We start from the raw sequence: 15,849 nt of genomic DNA on the forward strand, positions 1-15,849 counted from the left end.
TCCGTAACGTCCGGGGCAGCTTATATACCGCCAGTAGCTGCCCCGGATTTTTTCTTTGTCACCAGGCCTGGTCATTCTATTTGGTTTTCTGACAATGAAAATCTCCAAATATCCAATCAATTTATTTTTAAAAAAATGGCCATTTTTGATTCTGTGGTCTCCATAATTGTTAGTTTTTCTTTGTCCTGGAAGTCCGGTTTCTCGATTATTTCCGGGATACCCAGCTCAAACGGGACCTTTGTATCTGTTTTGCTCAGGGCATTACCACAAACCATATTCAGCATTTCTGTCAATGTCCCTGAAAAGTGTTCATTGGTGAGCAACCCCTTGGCTTCTCCCATAAAATTTTCCGCCATTTCAGTGACCAAAATCCTGGGAGCCACTATCAGCAAACTGCCCGAAGTATCTCCAGTGAATGCCAGTCGACAGACAAGGGTTTTTTCTTTGTTTAATCCGCATTCTGAAAGCGTAGACTCTCCATCAAATTCAACGGGCAGGAAAAACATCGTTTCCATGACTTCAGAAATCGAGGTCTTCACCGCTTTCATCAAAATCTTCTTCATAATCCACTTCTCCAAGTATATTTACAATTAAGTCTCTTATTGCTTCAGCCGTAAATGGTTTAGTGATATACCCTGCAGCACCGCAATCCATGAATTCTTTGATCTTTGATTCATTGCCTTCCGTTGAAATAACCACGACCGGGATATCTTTTGATACCTCATCGTTTTTTATAATTTTAATCAACTCAAGTCCATTCATGACCGGCATATTGTAATCGGTCATTATAATATCAACCCAGCTGTTTTTTAGCAGGTCTACTGCTTCCTGCCCATTGGCCGCCTCAAGTATATCTGTATTGCCGTATCCTGCAGCCTTTAAGGTCCGTTTTATAACAGATCTCATGGGTAAAGAATCATCCACAATCAGTATTGAATATGACATGATGTTTTCCTGTATTTTAGTGTTTAATATTAAACAGTTTAAATATTAAAGAATTTAAACATTAAACGATATGTAAAAGTTCTTCGACTTCCTTTATATTAATACCAAACTCGGCAATGATCATGGAGACATCATCGGGGCAAAGCCCGAGTTCTTTCATGGCCTGAGCCTTAAATCGATAGGATAAACCATCGGACCCAACCCCTTGTCCCATCATCATGCAGATGCAGTCAGCAAGATAAACCGTTGTAACTTCTTTATCCTTGATCATTTTTTCATCTGCCAAATGATGATGACGGATGATTTTGATCATTTTGGGAGAAAATTTCCACATTTTGCCTATCAAGGCGCCTAACTCTGCATGATCAATCCCAAATACTTTTTTTTCAGCTTCCCCGAAGCTGAATCCTTTATTCTCTACAAGATTCGTAATTTCCTCTGAAGCGTCTGACACATGGTTTTCCAGAATAGTTTTGCCGATGTCCTTCACCAGAGCGGCGGTAAATATTGTGTTCTTATTTTTTAAAGAAAACTTTACCGCAACCTGTTTTGCTATCACAGCAGATGAAACTGAATAGCGCCACATGTCACCGCTTTCCATGCCATAGCCTTTTTGTTTTCCGGAAAGTGCCTTTGAACCTGATTTTAGTAAAACAAGTTCAATTATCTGGTCTGTGCCCAGCATATTAACGGCATCCTTTATGGATTCTGCCGGATTTTTAAGTCCAAAAAAAGCTGAATTACATGTTTTTAAAACACTGGCCGTGATGGCAGGATCATACTGAATCACATTGGCAATGTCTTCCATTGAGCTGTCGGGATTATCCACAACAGCTAAAAGTCGATTGGCAACAGCCGGAATGGGTTTTAAATTTTTAATTTCTTTCATCAGTTCCTGGAGAGTTGTCATATCCTCACCTCCTTTGATCCGGAAGTTTTTACATATATGTCTCCTGTTGCAATTTCAATCCTGACGGTTCGGTTTACATTTCCGCCAACATCCTGGCTGTTGATCATCACATTATTCTTATGAAACATTTTTTTAAGGGCCATATAATTTCGTTTGCCAATGTTGAAGAACCCTTTCTGATCAAGAATTTCTGCCCCTCCAGCCACATATATTTTCATCCGTTGTTTTGCAGCCCCCAGTTTATAAGCACTCTTAAACAATCTTGGGATTCCGGAATCTGCAAACATATAAGGCCTCTGTTTAGCTTTGCCTTTATCAATGGAAGATTCGGGCAGCATATAATGCAGTATACCACCAACCCTTGCCACCGAATCATATACAACCAGTCCGATGCAGGACCCGAGAGAATAGGTGACAATCGATTCTTCCGGATCATTGCTCACTTTCATGTCTGCAACACCTACTATCTGTTTCACATGATATTCCTTTGATTTTTATTGTTTCAATACAAATAAGCTGTGTGTGATCGTCTATTGATGATGATCCATTTGATAAGAAAATGTTCTGTGGGCACACGATTACACACTCTGTGCCCACAGATTTAGGTATCAATCATTAAAAGTTATCAAAACTCTCATCTTCATCAAAGGGGATCAACTGATCCGGTCGAACCGCTTGATTCCCTTTAGGCTTGGCTGTTATTTTGGGTTGTTTGCTGCCGTTTGAATACAACATCGTGCTCCGAGTATTTCTCCCGGCACCGGCCCGGCCGCTTTGTTCACCCTCTACAATTTCCAGCATGATCCCAACCTTGCTGCTCAGTTCATCAGCCTGGGAAGACAATTCCTCCGAACCTGCCGCATTCTGCTGGACCACAGTGTCCATTTCAGATACCGCAGTCGTGACCTGGCTTATCCCCTCTGCCTGCTCCTTGGATGCAGAGCTGATTTCTTCCACCAGTGATCCAACCTTTGCCGAACTTTCAGTGACTTGTTTAAAGGCTTCATTGGTTTTTTCCACGAGGCTGGCACCCTCATTGACCCTTTTAACGGTTCCTTCGATGAGTTCCGAAGTATCTTTGGCAGCGTCTGCTGCACGCATTGCAAGATTTCTCACCTCATCCGCCACGACGGCAAACCCGGCGCCTGCCTCGCCTGCCCGAGCTGCCTCAACGGCTGCATTCAGTGCCAGAAGATTTGTCTGAAAGGCTATCTCATCAATGGTTTTGACAATTTTGGATGTCTCTTCACTGGCCTTGGAAATTTCCGCCATGGACTTGGTCAGTTCTCCCATGGATTGGTTCGCATCGGTAACCACGCTATTGGCATTTTGCATCAATGTGTTGGCCTGGTTTGCGTTTTGCGCGTTATTGTTGGTCATACTCGAGATCTCTTCCAATGTTGACGAGGTCTCTTCAAGGCTGGCTGCCTGCTGGGAACTGCCTGTAGCGATCTGGCTGCTGGCCTGGGACACTTGACTGGAACCGTCTGTCAGAGCTTCAATCACTTCCTGAAATTTGACTCTCACACTGTCAAGTTCACCTGAGCTAAAAGATTTTAAGCCTTGGAAAATCGCTCTAAATGGCCTTGCCACAGAATTGGCAAGAAACAAGGACACAATAAGTGCAAGGACGATGGCAAAGATGACACCGCCGATGATCATGTACATGGAATTACTGGCGGTTTTTAGAGCATTTGCTTTTCGTTCATCCATGAGTTGTTGCTCTCTGCCTGTGAAGGTATCCACCTGTCCACGGAACTTATCAAAATACTTTTTCCCCCTGGCTTCGGCAACAAGATCTGCCATATCATCCATGGTTTTGGCATCACCTATTTCTCTTCTAAGTGCAATTTGAACTTCGGTGACATCTTTTTGCCAGGCATCAATATTATCTTTAATCTTAGATAAAAGTTTGACCTGGGCCGGGTTGTCATTCACGGTCAGTGACAAGGAGACCACAAGTTCATTAAAATTGTTACTGCCGGCTTTATAAGGGTCAAGAAAGTCTTCCTTGCCGGCAAGAAGAAATCCTCTCATGCCCGTTTCCATATCAACTGCCGCAGCCAGAATTTCATTGGCCTGCATGATTACCTTATAAGTATGGTCAACCCTGTTATTGAGTTCCTTGAATTTTATAAGATTTTCGTCTGTATCCAGTATGAGCTCATTTGCATCGTTTTTCCGTTTTTCCATCAGCACGGACTCACGGTCAATAAACGTATTGATCTGCTCGCGAAATTTGTCGAAATAAGATTTGCCCTTGGCCTCCCCCACCAAATCGGCCATATCATTCATGGTCTTGGCATCCCCGATTTGCCGCCGTAGACCGATTTGAACTTGTGTGACATCTTTTTGCCAGGCATCAATATTGGTTTTAATTTCAGACAGGAGCTGCACCTGGGCCGGGTTGTCATCCACGGTCTTGGACAGGGAAGCAACCAGTTTATAAAACTTTTTTTGCCCGCCTGTATAAGGGTCAAGAAATTCTTCTTTCCCTGCTAAAAGATACCCTCTCATGCCGGTTTCCATATCTACTCCGGCTGCAACAATCTGATTGGCCGTGGCAATCACGACATGTGTATGATCTACCCGCTCATTGGTGGTGGTTAAAGATCTGGTAGCATTAATGCTGACAAATCCCAGTATCACCATCAAAACAAGTGTTACGCAACTGCCAAGGATAATTTTAAATTTCAGCCCCATGTTTTTAAACATTTTTTTCCCCATGATGTATTAAACTTTTAAATATTATGACCCTTTTTCAAGCTTTGTTATTTTATGCTGGCCTCTAGACCCTGGTCCATTGTTTCAGCTGATTGAGCCATCTGGTGTTCCCCCCTTCATGGTATTTGCTTTTTTGATGGCTCATTTCGGTTATTATAGAATATAAGATATTACAATTTGTGTGCCAATAAGGAAAAAATAAAAACGTATATATCTCAGATAGTTAAGAAGCTTGTGGTTTCTTGTTTTTATGGGAAAATTGCAAAAAAATGAAACATTTTTGGTATTTTTCAAGGTTAACTATCTAAATTTATATAGTAATTCTATTGTATTGTTGTTTTGTCGCAAAAGAGGGAACGTCGCAAAAGAGGGACATGTTTCTAATATTTTTAGGAAGAAAATGATTGTTCTATGGCATAAAGATTGCAGTGATTCTACAGGTTAGTTTAAATGTTGATTCAGTAAAATTTATTAGGAGGTTGCCGTGGAAGAACGATCCTTTAGTGATATTGCAATAGTGGCCTGTGGAACCATGAGTCCTGAAATAAATCATCTTGTAAAAACAGGATTCCTTGATACCCGGCATATTTTTTATACAACCCCAGGACTTCACCAGGATATTCCGGAACTTGAAACCCAGCTCATAAAGTATATCCAAAAAGCAAAGCTGGCTGCATCGGGTGTGATCGTTGTCTATGGGGGCAAGTATTGTTATGTCAATCCTGATAATCCAACCCGGCTGATGAAAAACGTCGTCGAAGAACAGGGCGCTAATGTTGTCAGAGTGGAGGCCAGTCATTGCATGGGAATGCTTGCAAGTGATGAGGAGATGAAACAGATTTCAACTGAAATGGCCGGAGGAGAGCCGGTGTGGTTCATGACCCCGGGGTGGGTTAAATATAAAACCCAGGTGTTCAAGGGTTGGGACAAAGCCCTTGCTAATGAGAATTTTCCCAGACATACCGGGGGCGCAATTGTTCTTGACGGCATTGGATTCCTGGATCAATATATGGAAGACAAACCGGAAGAATTCCTCGATTATTGTGACTGGATGGGGATTACCATGCAGTCATATCCCGTTACCCTGGACCGGTTTAAAGGATTGTTAATGGATCAATTGAACCTGTTAAAAATTTAAAAATATGGGGGGGGGAATGAAATTTGTCATTATCGGCGGTGATGCTGCAGGGATGAGCGCTGCAAGTCGCGCCAAAAGAATGAATCCGGATATGGATGTGACGGTACTCGAACAAACCTGTGATGTTTCTTACAGTGCCTGTGGTATGCCCTACAATATTGCGGATCCCCAAAGGGATATGGAAAAACTGGTTGTCAGAAAAGCCCAGGTGTTTATTGAAAAAAACAAGATCAATCTTTTAACCGGACACAGAGTTACGGCCCTGGACCCTGGGGGAAAAAAGGTGTCTGGCATAACCATTGGGGGGGACCCCTTTGTTTTTGACTATGATAAACTGTTGATTGCCACGGGTGCCGTTTCTGGGATTCACGATTTGCCTGGCTTTGATTTGCCCCAGGTCATGGTTTTAAAAAGCCTTGAAGACGGGAAAAAGATAAAAGAGAGGATCGCTCAAAAAAACATTAAAAAAGCGGTGATCATCGGGATGGGATATATTGGGCTTGAAATGTGCGAATCCTTTGAAAGCCGCGGCATAAAAACAAGCATGGTGAAGCCGGGTCCGATTTTTTTGCCCTGGCTGTCACCGGATCTTGCAGATGTTGTATACGACGAGCTGATCCAAAGGGGTATTGATATCCATCCAGGGGTGCCCATTGAAAGGATTGAACCTTTGGGCGCTGGTGTTCAGGTTGTCTGTGAAAATTTAATCCTTGAGGCTGATTTGGTTCTTGCGGCCTTTGGGGTAACCCCGGCTAGTGAAATGGCAAAAACGGCCGGCCTTGATTTGGGGATCTCAGATGCCATTGCCGTGGACAAGTATTTACAAACCTCTGATAAGGACATCTATGCAGCTGGAGATTGTGCCGACGCTTTTCATGTGGTAACCGATGACAAATGCTGGATTCCCCTGGCATTGAGAGCAAACAGGGCAGGGTGGGCTGTGGCGGATAATGTTTGTGGACGGCAAACCAGTCTTCAAGGGGTTGCAGGAACCGCAGTGTTCAAGGTTTTTTCTCTGGAGGTTGCAAGATCTGGCTTAAATTCTATGGAGGCGGCAGCTGCAGGATTTGATCCGGTTGAAAACAATGTGAAAACAAGATCCCGTGCTCATGGGCAGCCCGGCTCAACACCGATTTATGTCAATATGGTGGCCGACAAAAAGACGGGTCGTCTGCTGGGGGCTCAAATGGTTGGAAAAGAAGGGGTGGCCCACAGAATTAATGCCATTGCTGTGGCATTGCACAATAAGATGACGGTAGCCAATTTTTCCCAGACAGATCTGGCCTATGCCCCGCCATTCGGCCCGGTTTGGGACCCCTTGTTAACAGCAGCCAACCAATTGGTCAAAAAAATATAGGATATAGGCAAAACCATGTCAAAAATACGAAGGGGTCGGCAAAAATATTATAATATTTTTTCTCATTTTTACGATTTGTTTATAAAATTACATTCCCATAATTATGGAGAAGAAACGCGTAAATTTTTGGTGGATTCAGCTCAATTAGAAAAAAAAATATACCCCAGGGTGCTGGATATCTGCTCTGGTACAGGGTCTGTTGTGCTTGCTTTTGGAACACGATTTCCTGATATTTTGGCCGTTGGATATGATTTTTCCCTTGGTATGCTGCAAAAAGCAAAGGAGAAAGATGTATCGGATAAAATAATTTTTCTTAATGGGGATGCTGCAAGGTTGTCATTTGCTGATGATTGTTTTGATGTTGTTTGTTGTTCCCATGCATTGTATGAATTGAAAAATGAGGTGAGAAAAGAGGCCCTTTTAGAAATGAAACGGGTGGTAAAGCCAAACGGCCTGGTATTGATCATGGAGCATGAGGTCCCGCGCAACCCCCTTATAAAAATGTTATTTTATATACGGATGATGGCAATGGGGCCAAAGGATTCCCGGGAGTTTGTAAAACAGGGCTTATCACCATTTGAGAAAATTTTTGACAATGTCACCCTATCGCACAGCCGATCAGGTAAAAGCAAATTAATCATTTGCAAAAAAAACCGCCGGGAATTGCTGGCCCAATCCCTTTAGAGAAAAAGGAAAACCAAGATGAGCACCTATTCATGTACCCAGACCACGGAAGTTCTTCCTGATCGCCCCCTTGAGGGGGATGAAAAAAAACTTGCCCACAGCATGATGTCCTCCATTATCCGGCCGGATGCTGTTGTGGAAGAGATCATAGCAGGATCCAGATTTATTGCAGTAAAGGCCGGTGGCCGCATGGGGCTTTCTTCCCTGCTTGGGGCAAGGCCTTGTGGGACCGAAAAAGACCTGGAACATCAGATGGTTGGGAAAAGTGTCAAAGAAGTGGTTGGCCTGATCAACAAGCCGTCTCCCTTTTCCATCTCCCTTGGCTTTGCTGCATTGAATGCCGGCAATGCGCCTGATCCAAAGCATGTTGAATCCTCTAATTTCCCTGCAGACGACCTTATTGCAGAGCTTGGCAAAGATAAAATAACCGGTCTTGTGGGAGAATTCCCCTTTGCAGATTCTTTAAAAAAACGTGTGGGAACCTTCCATTTGTTTGAATTACAAGATGTGCCGGGCGCTGTTCCCCATGATCAATGGGAAAGCGTGCTGGCCGACCTGGATGTTTTTGCCGTTACAGGGACTGCTCTTTTGACCCGGAAAATGGCCTGGTTTCTGTCCAGAGTGCCCCAGGCAACTGTAATTGTCCTTGGCCCCACCACCCCGTTTTCTCCTAGATTGTTCAGCCATGGGGTTGATTATCTTTGCGGATCAGTGGTAACCGACATGGAAACAGTGGGCCAGGGGATTCGAGCCGGCCTGCCGTTTCAAATGGTGAAAAAAAATGGCGGAATTACTTTCACTCAATGGGAAAATATATATCAAAAGTAATGGCGCCCATGAATGCACCAGGTCTTGTGTCTTTAACGGTGTCTAGTGAGGGGTCAGTGTTCTCATATAAAATCGTTCATTGTTATAGGTTGAGACAAAAATTTTATTGTCGGCTATCAATTTTTCTATGATTGAAAAATGACCCTTTGCTTTGGTTAGATAGGCATAAATGGCATCTTCGCGCATGGGATGAACTGATGTGATGCTTAAAATATCTGCTTGGATATCCCCTGTATAGGCAAACTGATTTCCTTCGTATCCTATCAGGTATTCGGTATTTAATGACTGTGCCGTGAACAGGTGATAGGCACGGGTTATTATCTGTTCTTCAGGAGGGCGGACCCAGCTTAGAGCAGGCGGCCTTGTGGGAATACTCAGATAGCTCAAAGAACAATTGAGTTTGCGAATAAATCGGGCCGTTTCATCCAGGCCTTGTTTGTGGTCATTCAAGTCTTTTACCAGCATGGTTTCGGTTACCAGTTGTCCGGTAAATTCTTCTGAAAATGAACGGACCCCTTCTAATAAGGCATCAAATTTAATGTTTTTATGGGGCCGGTCTATTTTTCTCCATATTTTTTCATCCACGGAGTCGACTTTAACGCTGACCCAGTCTGCTTTGCACAATTCCTGCCGAACATCAGGGCGGCTTAGCAAGGTTGAATTGGTAATGACCGCAATCTTGATGCCCAAAGGGCGTAATTTCTCGATCAATTGGCCCAGGTTTGCGTCCAATGTGGGTTCTCCATCGGATACAATGGTTAAGTAATCAATGGGTTCATCGTTCAAACGGGCGTTTTTAATTTTTTCTCGTGTCTCTGTTAACAGCAGATCCGGATCATAATAAGCGCACCTGTCCGAGGTCATGTTTAAGGACTTGCCCAGCTGACAATACACACACGAATAGGTGCAAATTTTGGGAGGGATATTGTTTATTCCGATACTTTTACCCAGACGTCTTGATGGGACAGGGCCAAAGATTTTTGTTTGATTCATGTGTTTCTCCTAAATATGGCGTATTACCTTTAAGGCGGTTACCCCAATAGTTTTGATATTTTTAATCGTTCATTAGAGTGATGTTCCAATCATTATTAATGATAAGAGCAAGGATTATACCAGTAAAAAAATAAATTTTCAGACCTAAAAAAACATATGATTAAGGATAGTTATGAAATGATTTTGAAGAACTGGAAAAAAAAGATCAGATTAAGGTGCAACCCTGCAACGATTGGTGGAAAGAAAATGCGACTTAAAATTCTCAAGGACTGATATTTTAAACGGACAAGACTTTTTTAAGGTCTATTCCGTATTTTTTCATGCGGTTCCAAACGGTGACCCTGTTGATATTAAGAAGCTTGGCTGCCTTTGACTGGTTGCCCTTTGTCTGTTTGAGCGCCTGGATTAATTGGTGTTTTTCATTGGGTTTTTCTTCCTTCGCTACACGGGAGGGATACCTTATTTTTTTTGGTAAATGTTCCGGCAAAATTGCGGGACCTTCCGTTGTAACAAAGGAATACTCCATGGCATTTTTCAGTTCTCTGATATTGCCCGGCCAGTGATATTCCATAAATGTTTCCATGGCCTCATGGCTCACTCCGGTGATACTTTTACCGGTTTTTATATTCAGGCGGTGAATAAAAGAGTTGATCAAGAGAGGAATGTCTTGTTTCCTGTCCCTCAAGGGCGGCAGGTGTATGGGGATGACGTTGATTCTGAAAAGCAGATCCTGTCGAAATTCATTTTTGGCGATCATCTCATCAAGATCCTTGTTTGTGGCAGTGATGATGCGTACGTCAACGTTGATCGATGAAATATCCCCCACCCTTTCAAACTGCCCTGACTCAAGAACCCGTAATAATTTGGTCTGAATCGATAAGGGGATATCCCCGATTTCATCCAGAAAAATATCCCCGTGATTGGCTGCCTCAAACCGGCCGATACGGTTGCTGTAAGCCCCGGTGAAGGCGCCTTTGGCATGGCCGAACAATTCGCTTTCAAGGACGGATTCATTGAGTGCGGCGCAATTGAGCTCAATGAACGGACCGTTTTTTCTGGAACCGTATAAATGGATGGCATTTGCCACCAGTTCCTTGCCGGTACCGCTTTCACCCAGTATGATGACAGGGGCCATGCTTTCAGAGGCTTTTCGTATCATATCAAATACAGCCTGCATTTCAGGTGATTTGCCCACCATTCCGAAAAAATCAGCGTCCCTGTCACTTTGCCTGGAAAGAATATGGACCTTTTCATCCAGCCGGGTAAGCTCGGAGATATCGGTTAAGGTTTCTACAACGCCTAGGACTGTATGGTTTTCATCCCATAATACCGAGGCATTTTTTAAAATCGGCAAAAAACTGCCATCTTTGCATCGGACAAGGCATCGACATTTTTTTATATCCTCTTGACCCTTTTCAAATAATTTGCACCATGCCGATTCTTTTCCTGTTTGCCGGGTCTGTTCACAGGCATCACACCCCAGCAGGTGGCAAGGCATGCCAATAGCCTGTTCGGATGTATAGCCGGTGAGCGTTTCAAAGGCTTTGTTGACCATTAAAATGGACCCTTCTGGACCGATAAACATGAGCCCGTCGTTAATCGTATCCACTATCTTTTTCCAGAAGGTGTTCATTTCATGGTCATTCACGGTTTTTTCCTTTAACAATTGTTTAAGTGATTAAACACATGTTTAAGCAACAAAAGTGTTTAAACATATACTCCCTACACGTAAACGAATAAATCGTCAAGTCGTGGGTGTTTTTTTAATAAATTTAATCATAAAAATAGATAGTTATGGACTCGGATGTTTTAAGAGATGTTTGCGGTACGTCTGTTGCATTCAAGAGGTTTAGAATGGCATATTTAAACATGTGGGGGGGTGCATGACATCAAAAAATATATTGGATCTGAGGGGGGTTATTTCACCCCTGAATTTGCTTAAATGCAAAAGCTGCCTTAAATCCATGGATAAAGGGGAAGTTTTAGAGGTCCTTCTTACAGATGTTGATGTGGTGCAGGATTTGAGGACGATTGTGCAGCGTTCCAAGGATGAAGTGGTTTATACCAAGAAACGTCTTGATTGTGTCTGTCTTGGCATAAAAAAAGGATCTATAGATTAAAAAAAGGAGATAAAATGCAACTGAGTAGACGACATTTTTTTAAATTTATGGGAGCCGGGGCCTCTGCCGCTGTCCTTCCCTCATCTGTCGGTGCATGGGAGTCAAAGGCGCCCCCGGATCCATATGGATGCCTGGTGGACCTGACCCGCTGCGTTGGCTGCCGCAAGTGCGAAGAGGCCTGCGCCGAAGTGAATGGGTTGCCCACACCGGAACGGGTGAATTGTCAATGTACTATTTTTGACAAGAAAAGAAGGCCTGATCACAAGGCATATACAGTGGTAAACCGGTATTTTACAGGCAAATTGGATGGGTTTGACAAACCGCTGCCCACCTTTGCCAAGGTTCAGTGCATGCATTGTCAGGATCCGGCCTGTGTGTCCGCCTGCATTGTGGGCGCCTTGACCAAGGACGAGACCGGAGCTGTCAGATATGATGTGGATAAATGCATTGGCTGCCGATATTGTATGGTGGCCTGTCCCTTTGAAATACCCGCCTATGAATATGACAATCCCATCACACCTAAAGTGATGAAATGCACTTTTTGTTACGACAGGATTTCCAAGGATGGTGGTGTTCCTGGCTGTGCCACCATTTGTCCCACAGAAGCCATAACCTTTGGTAAGAGAGCGTCTCTTTTAAAGGTCGCCAAAAAAAGACTGAAAGAGAATCCTGGCGGGTATATTGATCATGTGTATGGGGAACGAGAGGTGGGCGGCACCTCGTGGCTGTACATTTCTTCTGTACCCTTTGAAACCGTAAACCTGCCGGTATTATCGGATAAACCATCACCCAAACTTTCCGAAACCATACAGCATTCGCTGTTCAGTTATCTATGGTCACCCATAGCACTCTTTAGCGTTCTGGGAGTATTCATGTATCGATCAAACAAGGTTGTGGAAACCCCTGAAAATAAAGGAGGTGCCTGATGGAACATAGCGCAAGTCCTTTAAATAGAAAATTCTGGACTCCTGGTGTGCTGGTGATGCTGGTGTTTATGATGGCTGGCGCCATCTGTATTATTGCAAGATTTACCGGCGGTCTCGGCTATGTCACCAATCTTTCCAATGCCAGGCCTTGGGGGCTGTGGGTTGGTGTTGATGTGGCAACCGGTGTTGCCCTTGCGGCCGGCGGGTTCACCACGGCTGCGTTGGCCCACATTGCAGGGAAACATTTATATGAACCTGTTACACGGCCGGCTCTTTTAACAGCAGCCCTGGGGTATACCTTTGTTGTTCTGGGGCTTTTAGTGGATATTGGTCGTTCCTGGGCCATCTGGAAACCCATTTTTAACTGGAACACCAACTCAGTGCTTTTTGAAGTGGCCATGTGTGTGATGGTCTATCTTCATGTGCTGTATTTTGAATTTTTCCCCATTATTGCAGAACAATTTAAGGGCAGGGTGAATCTTCCGGGGTTTTTGTCAACATTTAACGGCCTGGTAGACAAGATCTTAAAGGTGGGTGATGCCGTCATTGGTAAAATTATGTGGGTGTTTATTATTTTGGGGGTTGTCTTGTCCTGCATGCACCAATCCAGCTTGGGGTCGCTTATGCTGGTGGCGCCGACAAAGCTGCATCCGCTGTGGTATACCCCTATTTTACCCCTTTTGTTTCTCACCTCAGCCGTTGCCGTTGGGTACCCAATGGTGGTTTTTGAAACAACTCTTGTTACCGCTTCTTTTAAACTGGATTCCGAGATGAACATCCTGGCGCCTTTAACCCGGATTACCATTTTTCTTCTGGGGATTTACCTGTTTCTTAAATTGGGGGATATGGTTTATAGAGGGACCTATGTGTATCTTTTAGACGGAACCTATCAGACCAATTCTTTTATTGTGGAGATGCTTTTCGGCATTCTGGTTCCCTGGGTGATGCTGCTTTTTGAACGGGTAAGAGCTTCGAGAAGCGGTGTTTTTATTGCGGCATCTTTGATTGTTTTTGGTGTGGTGATCAACCGGATCAACGTGTTCATCGTGGGATATAAACCGCCTTTAAGTGAAAACGGATATTTTCCTGCACTCACAGAAATCCTGGTTACTTTAGGCCTTATCGCAACATTGATGTTTATTTATAGATTTGTTGTGACTTATCTGCCTGTTTTACAGGCCCCAAAGGAGGTGTCGTCGTGATAAAGAAGATTGTTTTTTTTGCGGGGCTTTTGCTTCTGACCTCCGGCCTGTGTATGGCTGAGGTCTGGAAAGCGCCGGACCAGGAACGGGCAAAGGAAAGGGCAAAAGAGGTGGTTCCTTTTATCAAGGAATACAAGGATGACCATAAGATTGCCCGAAAGATGTCACTGATGGACGCCGGCATTTCCATGGATGATGTTCAAGATGTTTATTTTTTGATGGACAGTCCCATCATCAAAGATAGAGAAGACCATTACGGGCCTGTCAGGTTTTCCCACAAACGCCATGCAAATCTTGCCAACGATTGCAGCAAATGTCATCACTATCGGCCAAAAGATGAGGCAGCTTCCGAAACAACAAGGTGTTCGGCCTGCCATCAGGAATCTTTTAATCCGGACCATCCCGAGCGGATCGGTCTCAAGGCGGCCTATCATCAGCAGTGTATTGAATGCCATCAGGAACAGGCCAAAGGACCTGTGGGTTGCAAGGGATGCCATTTGCAGAACGTTCCCGATCATAAAAAATTGGTCGAGCTGCCCGACGATGCCGATGCATTCCAGGTGACCGCAGAATGTCTGCGGTGCCATGATGCCCAGGCAGAAGATATGCTGACCACGGCCCATTGGTTGTGGAAGGGGCCATCCCCCTATACAACAGGCCATAGAAAGGACATCATGCACGGCAAGGGCACAACCGCCCTGAACAACTACTGAATCAGTCCCATAAGCAACGAGGCTCGTTGCACAAGTTGTCACGCTGGATATGGATGGAAAGACGATAGTTTTGATTTTACCGATAAGACAAAAATGGATTGTCTGGTGTGCCATGATACCACCGGCAAATATAAGAAAGCAGGGCCGGCAGCCGGCATGCCTGCAAAAGATGTTGATTTGAAATTGGTTGCCCAGAATGTAGGGCATTCAAGCCGCGCCAGTTGCGGTGCCTGTCATTTTAATGGGGGGGGAGGGGATGCCATCAAGCATGCGGATCTGTCAAGACAGCTCCTGGAACCCAATAGAAGCTGCGACATTCACATGGGGGGATATGATTTTACCTGTACAGAATGTCATGAAACCAGAAACCATAAGATCGACGGCAGAAGCTCATCCGTACCCGTTGCCGAGGGAGCGGTCACCTGCCAGCAATGCCATTCAGACGAACCCCACTATTGCGGGAGTGTTTTGGATCATCATTTAAATAAGCATGCCAAAACCCTTGACTGCAATGTGTGTCATTCACCGGTTTTTGCAAAATGTAAACCCACCAAAACCTGGTGGGACTGGTCCAAGGCAGGCGATAAAAACCGCAAGCCCAAAAAAGACAAATACGGAAAACCCGATTACAATAAGAAAAAGGGTGAGTTTTTATGGGATGAGTCTGTGGTCCCCACTTATGCCTGGGATTCAGGATATATGAATCGGGTGTTAATCGGCGATAAGGTTGATATCAATGCAGATGTCATCAATATTACCGAGCCTGTGGGGTCTATGAATGATCCGGGTTCCAAAATTGTTCCCTTCAAGTTGATGAAGGCGATTCAGGCAATTGATGCGGAGACTGATTTAGTGCTTGTTCCCCATCTTTTCCCCAGGGACAAGGAGGACAGTACGGCTTATTGGAAACACTTTGACTGGGAAAAAGCGTTCCAGGATGGTATGGCTGCGGTGGGTCTTGAATACAGCGGTTCCTTCAGATGGAAAGAAACCTGGATGTATTGGCGACTGGAACACGAGGTAATGCCCAAGGAAATGGCCTTGTCATGTGTTCAGTGCCATGATAGCCTTAAGGGGGATAAAACCTGTAACCGCTGCCACCAGGACAACCGGGATGTCGATTTTAAAAAAGTTGCCCATAAAGGCACAGACTTTTCCTTTATGAAATCCCAAGGAAGGGATGTGGATGAGTTGATCAATAAAACCGACTATATTAATTTTAAGGCCCTTGGATATAAGGGCGATCCCATCTTGCACGGGGGGCGCTTCAAAAAAATGCCCATGGGGTATAAAAAACAAGAATAAGGAG

General features: G+C 44.3%; 15 protein-coding genes. 8 read left to right on the plus strand and 7 right to left on the minus strand.

What is annotated here, in order from left to right; all coding sequences use genetic code 11:
- Positions 1 to 116: 116 nt before the first annotated feature.
- From ACZ45G_RS05640 to ACZ45G_RS05660, 5 genes are all read right to left on the minus strand, one after another.
- Positions 117 to 563, minus strand: a complete 447-nt coding sequence (locus ACZ45G_RS05640; RefSeq protein ID WP_464175844.1) for a chemotaxis protein CheX — start codon at positions 561 to 563, stop codon at positions 117 to 119.
- Positions 520 to 945: a response regulator gene (locus ACZ45G_RS05645; RefSeq protein ID WP_464175846.1), complete on the minus strand. Its 426-nt coding sequence runs from the start codon at positions 943 to 945 to the stop codon at positions 520 to 522. The genes ACZ45G_RS05640 and ACZ45G_RS05645 overlap by 44 nt, the downstream gene beginning before the upstream one ends.
- Before the next feature lie 61 nt (positions 946 to 1,006).
- Entirely contained in the window at positions 1,007 to 1,855 is an 849-nt protein-coding gene (locus tag ACZ45G_RS05650) for an HDOD domain-containing protein (protein ID WP_464175848.1), read from the minus strand.
- Positions 1,852 to 2,331 (minus strand): chemotaxis protein CheD, encoded by a 480-nt coding sequence (locus ACZ45G_RS05655; RefSeq protein WP_464175850.1) that lies wholly within the window; start codon positions 2,329 to 2,331, stop codon positions 1,852 to 1,854. The genes ACZ45G_RS05650 and ACZ45G_RS05655 overlap by 4 nt, the downstream gene beginning before the upstream one ends.
- A gap of 139 nt (positions 2,332 to 2,470) precedes the next feature.
- Positions 2,471 to 4,570 (minus strand): methyl-accepting chemotaxis protein, encoded by a 2,100-nt coding sequence (locus ACZ45G_RS05660; protein ID WP_464175852.1) that lies wholly within the window; start codon positions 4,568 to 4,570, stop codon positions 2,471 to 2,473.
- Between the two features lie 493 nt (positions 4,571 to 5,063).
- Between ACZ45G_RS05660 and ACZ45G_RS05665 the strand changes: the two genes are divergently transcribed.
- Genes ACZ45G_RS05665 through ACZ45G_RS05680 form a run of 4 tightly spaced genes read left to right on the plus strand, consistent with a single transcriptional unit; the run spans position 5,064 to position 8,586 of the window.
- Positions 5,064 to 5,717, plus strand: coding sequence for a DUF1638 domain-containing protein (locus ACZ45G_RS05665; RefSeq protein ID WP_464175854.1), 654 nt, complete (start codon positions 5,064 to 5,066; stop codon positions 5,715 to 5,717).
- 16 nt (positions 5,718 to 5,733) lie between these two features.
- The gene (locus ACZ45G_RS05670; protein ID WP_464175857.1) at positions 5,734 to 7,074 is read left to right on the plus strand and encodes an FAD-dependent oxidoreductase; all 1,341 of its coding nucleotides are present in this window, start codon (positions 5,734 to 5,736) and stop codon (positions 7,072 to 7,074) included.
- A gap of 15 nt (positions 7,075 to 7,089) precedes the next feature.
- Positions 7,090 to 7,758, plus strand: coding sequence for a class I SAM-dependent methyltransferase (locus ACZ45G_RS05675; RefSeq protein WP_464175859.1), 669 nt, complete (start codon positions 7,090 to 7,092; stop codon positions 7,756 to 7,758).
- An 18-nt stretch (positions 7,759 to 7,776) separates the two neighbouring features.
- Positions 7,777 to 8,586 carry a Rossmann-like domain-containing protein gene (locus ACZ45G_RS05680; RefSeq protein WP_464175861.1) on the plus strand — a complete coding sequence of 270 codons (810 nt, stop codon included), beginning with the start codon at positions 7,777 to 7,779 and terminating at the stop codon, positions 8,584 to 8,586.
- Between the two features lie 42 nt (positions 8,587 to 8,628).
- On the opposite strand, the gene ACZ45G_RS05685 is transcribed toward ACZ45G_RS05680, so the two are convergent.
- Both ACZ45G_RS05685 and ACZ45G_RS05690 read right to left on the minus strand, forming a co-directional pair.
- A complete protein-coding gene (locus ACZ45G_RS05685) occupies positions 8,629 to 9,579 on the minus strand; it encodes a radical SAM protein (protein WP_464175864.1) in 951 nt (316 codons plus the stop codon).
- Between the two features lie 277 nt (positions 9,580 to 9,856).
- A complete protein-coding gene (locus ACZ45G_RS05690) occupies positions 9,857 to 11,227 on the minus strand; it encodes a sigma-54 interaction domain-containing protein (protein WP_464175866.1) in 1,371 nt (456 codons plus the stop codon).
- A gap of 235 nt (positions 11,228 to 11,462) precedes the next feature.
- On the opposite strand from ACZ45G_RS05690, the gene ACZ45G_RS05695 reads away from it, so the two are divergent.
- The 4 genes from ACZ45G_RS05695 to ACZ45G_RS05710 are packed head-to-tail and all read left to right on the plus strand — an operon-like array spanning position 11,463 to position 15,845.
- Complete coding sequence (locus tag ACZ45G_RS05695) at positions 11,463 to 11,699, plus strand: sulfurtransferase TusA family protein (RefSeq protein ID WP_464175868.1); 237 nt, start codon at positions 11,463 to 11,465, stop codon at positions 11,697 to 11,699.
- A gap of 14 nt (positions 11,700 to 11,713) precedes the next feature.
- The gene (hybA, locus tag ACZ45G_RS05700) at positions 11,714 to 12,625 is read left to right on the plus strand and encodes a hydrogenase 2 operon protein HybA (RefSeq protein ID WP_464175870.1); all 912 of its coding nucleotides are present in this window, start codon (positions 11,714 to 11,716) and stop codon (positions 12,623 to 12,625) included.
- Positions 12,625 to 13,827 carry an NrfD/PsrC family molybdoenzyme membrane anchor subunit gene (nrfD, locus tag ACZ45G_RS05705; RefSeq protein WP_464175873.1) on the plus strand — a complete coding sequence of 401 codons (1,203 nt, stop codon included), beginning with the start codon at positions 12,625 to 12,627 and terminating at the stop codon, positions 13,825 to 13,827. Before hybA ends, nrfD begins: the two co-directional genes overlap by 1 nt.
- 53 nt (positions 13,828 to 13,880) lie before the next feature.
- Complete coding sequence (locus ACZ45G_RS05710) at positions 13,881 to 15,845, plus strand: tetrathionate reductase family octaheme c-type cytochrome (protein WP_464179879.1); 1,965 nt, start codon at positions 13,881 to 13,883, stop codon at positions 15,843 to 15,845.
- Positions 15,846 to 15,849 lie beyond the last annotated feature (4 nt).

It is taken from the genome of Desulfoconvexum algidum (assembly GCF_055382125.1).

What these genes read in the sequence shown, in the direction of transcription:
- ACZ45G_RS05640 (WP_464175844.1), bottom strand. Translation starts at nt 563, where the DNA reads ATGAAGAAGATTTTGATGAAAGCGGTGAAGACCTCGATTTCTGAAGTC.
- ACZ45G_RS05680 (WP_464175861.1), top strand. Translation starts at nt 7,777, where the DNA reads ATGAGCACCTATTCATGTACCCAGACCACGGAAGTTCTTCCTGATCGC.
- ACZ45G_RS05645 (WP_464175846.1), bottom strand. Translation starts at nt 945, where the DNA reads ATGTCATATTCAATACTGATTGTGGATGATTCTTTACCCATGAGATCT.
- ACZ45G_RS05685 (WP_464175864.1), bottom strand. Translation starts at nt 9,579, where the DNA reads ATGAATCAAACAAAAATCTTTGGCCCTGTCCCATCAAGACGTCTGGGT.
- ACZ45G_RS05695 (WP_464175868.1), top strand. Translation starts at nt 11,463, where the DNA reads ATGACATCAAAAAATATATTGGATCTGAGGGGGGTTATTTCACCCCTG.
- hybA (WP_464175870.1), top strand. Translation starts at nt 11,714, where the DNA reads ATGCAACTGAGTAGACGACATTTTTTTAAATTTATGGGAGCCGGGGCC.
- ACZ45G_RS05660 (WP_464175852.1), bottom strand. Translation starts at nt 4,570, where the DNA reads ATGTTTAAAAACATGGGGCTGAAATTTAAAATTATCCTTGGCAGTTGC.
- ACZ45G_RS05670 (WP_464175857.1), top strand. Translation starts at nt 5,734, where the DNA reads ATGAAATTTGTCATTATCGGCGGTGATGCTGCAGGGATGAGCGCTGCA.
- ACZ45G_RS05675 (WP_464175859.1), top strand. Translation starts at nt 7,090, where the DNA reads ATGTCAAAAATACGAAGGGGTCGGCAAAAATATTATAATATTTTTTCT.
- ACZ45G_RS05650 (WP_464175848.1), bottom strand. Translation starts at nt 1,855, where the DNA reads ATGACAACTCTCCAGGAACTGATGAAAGAAATTAAAAATTTAAAACCC.
- nrfD (WP_464175873.1), top strand. Translation starts at nt 12,625, where the DNA reads ATGGAACATAGCGCAAGTCCTTTAAATAGAAAATTCTGGACTCCTGGT.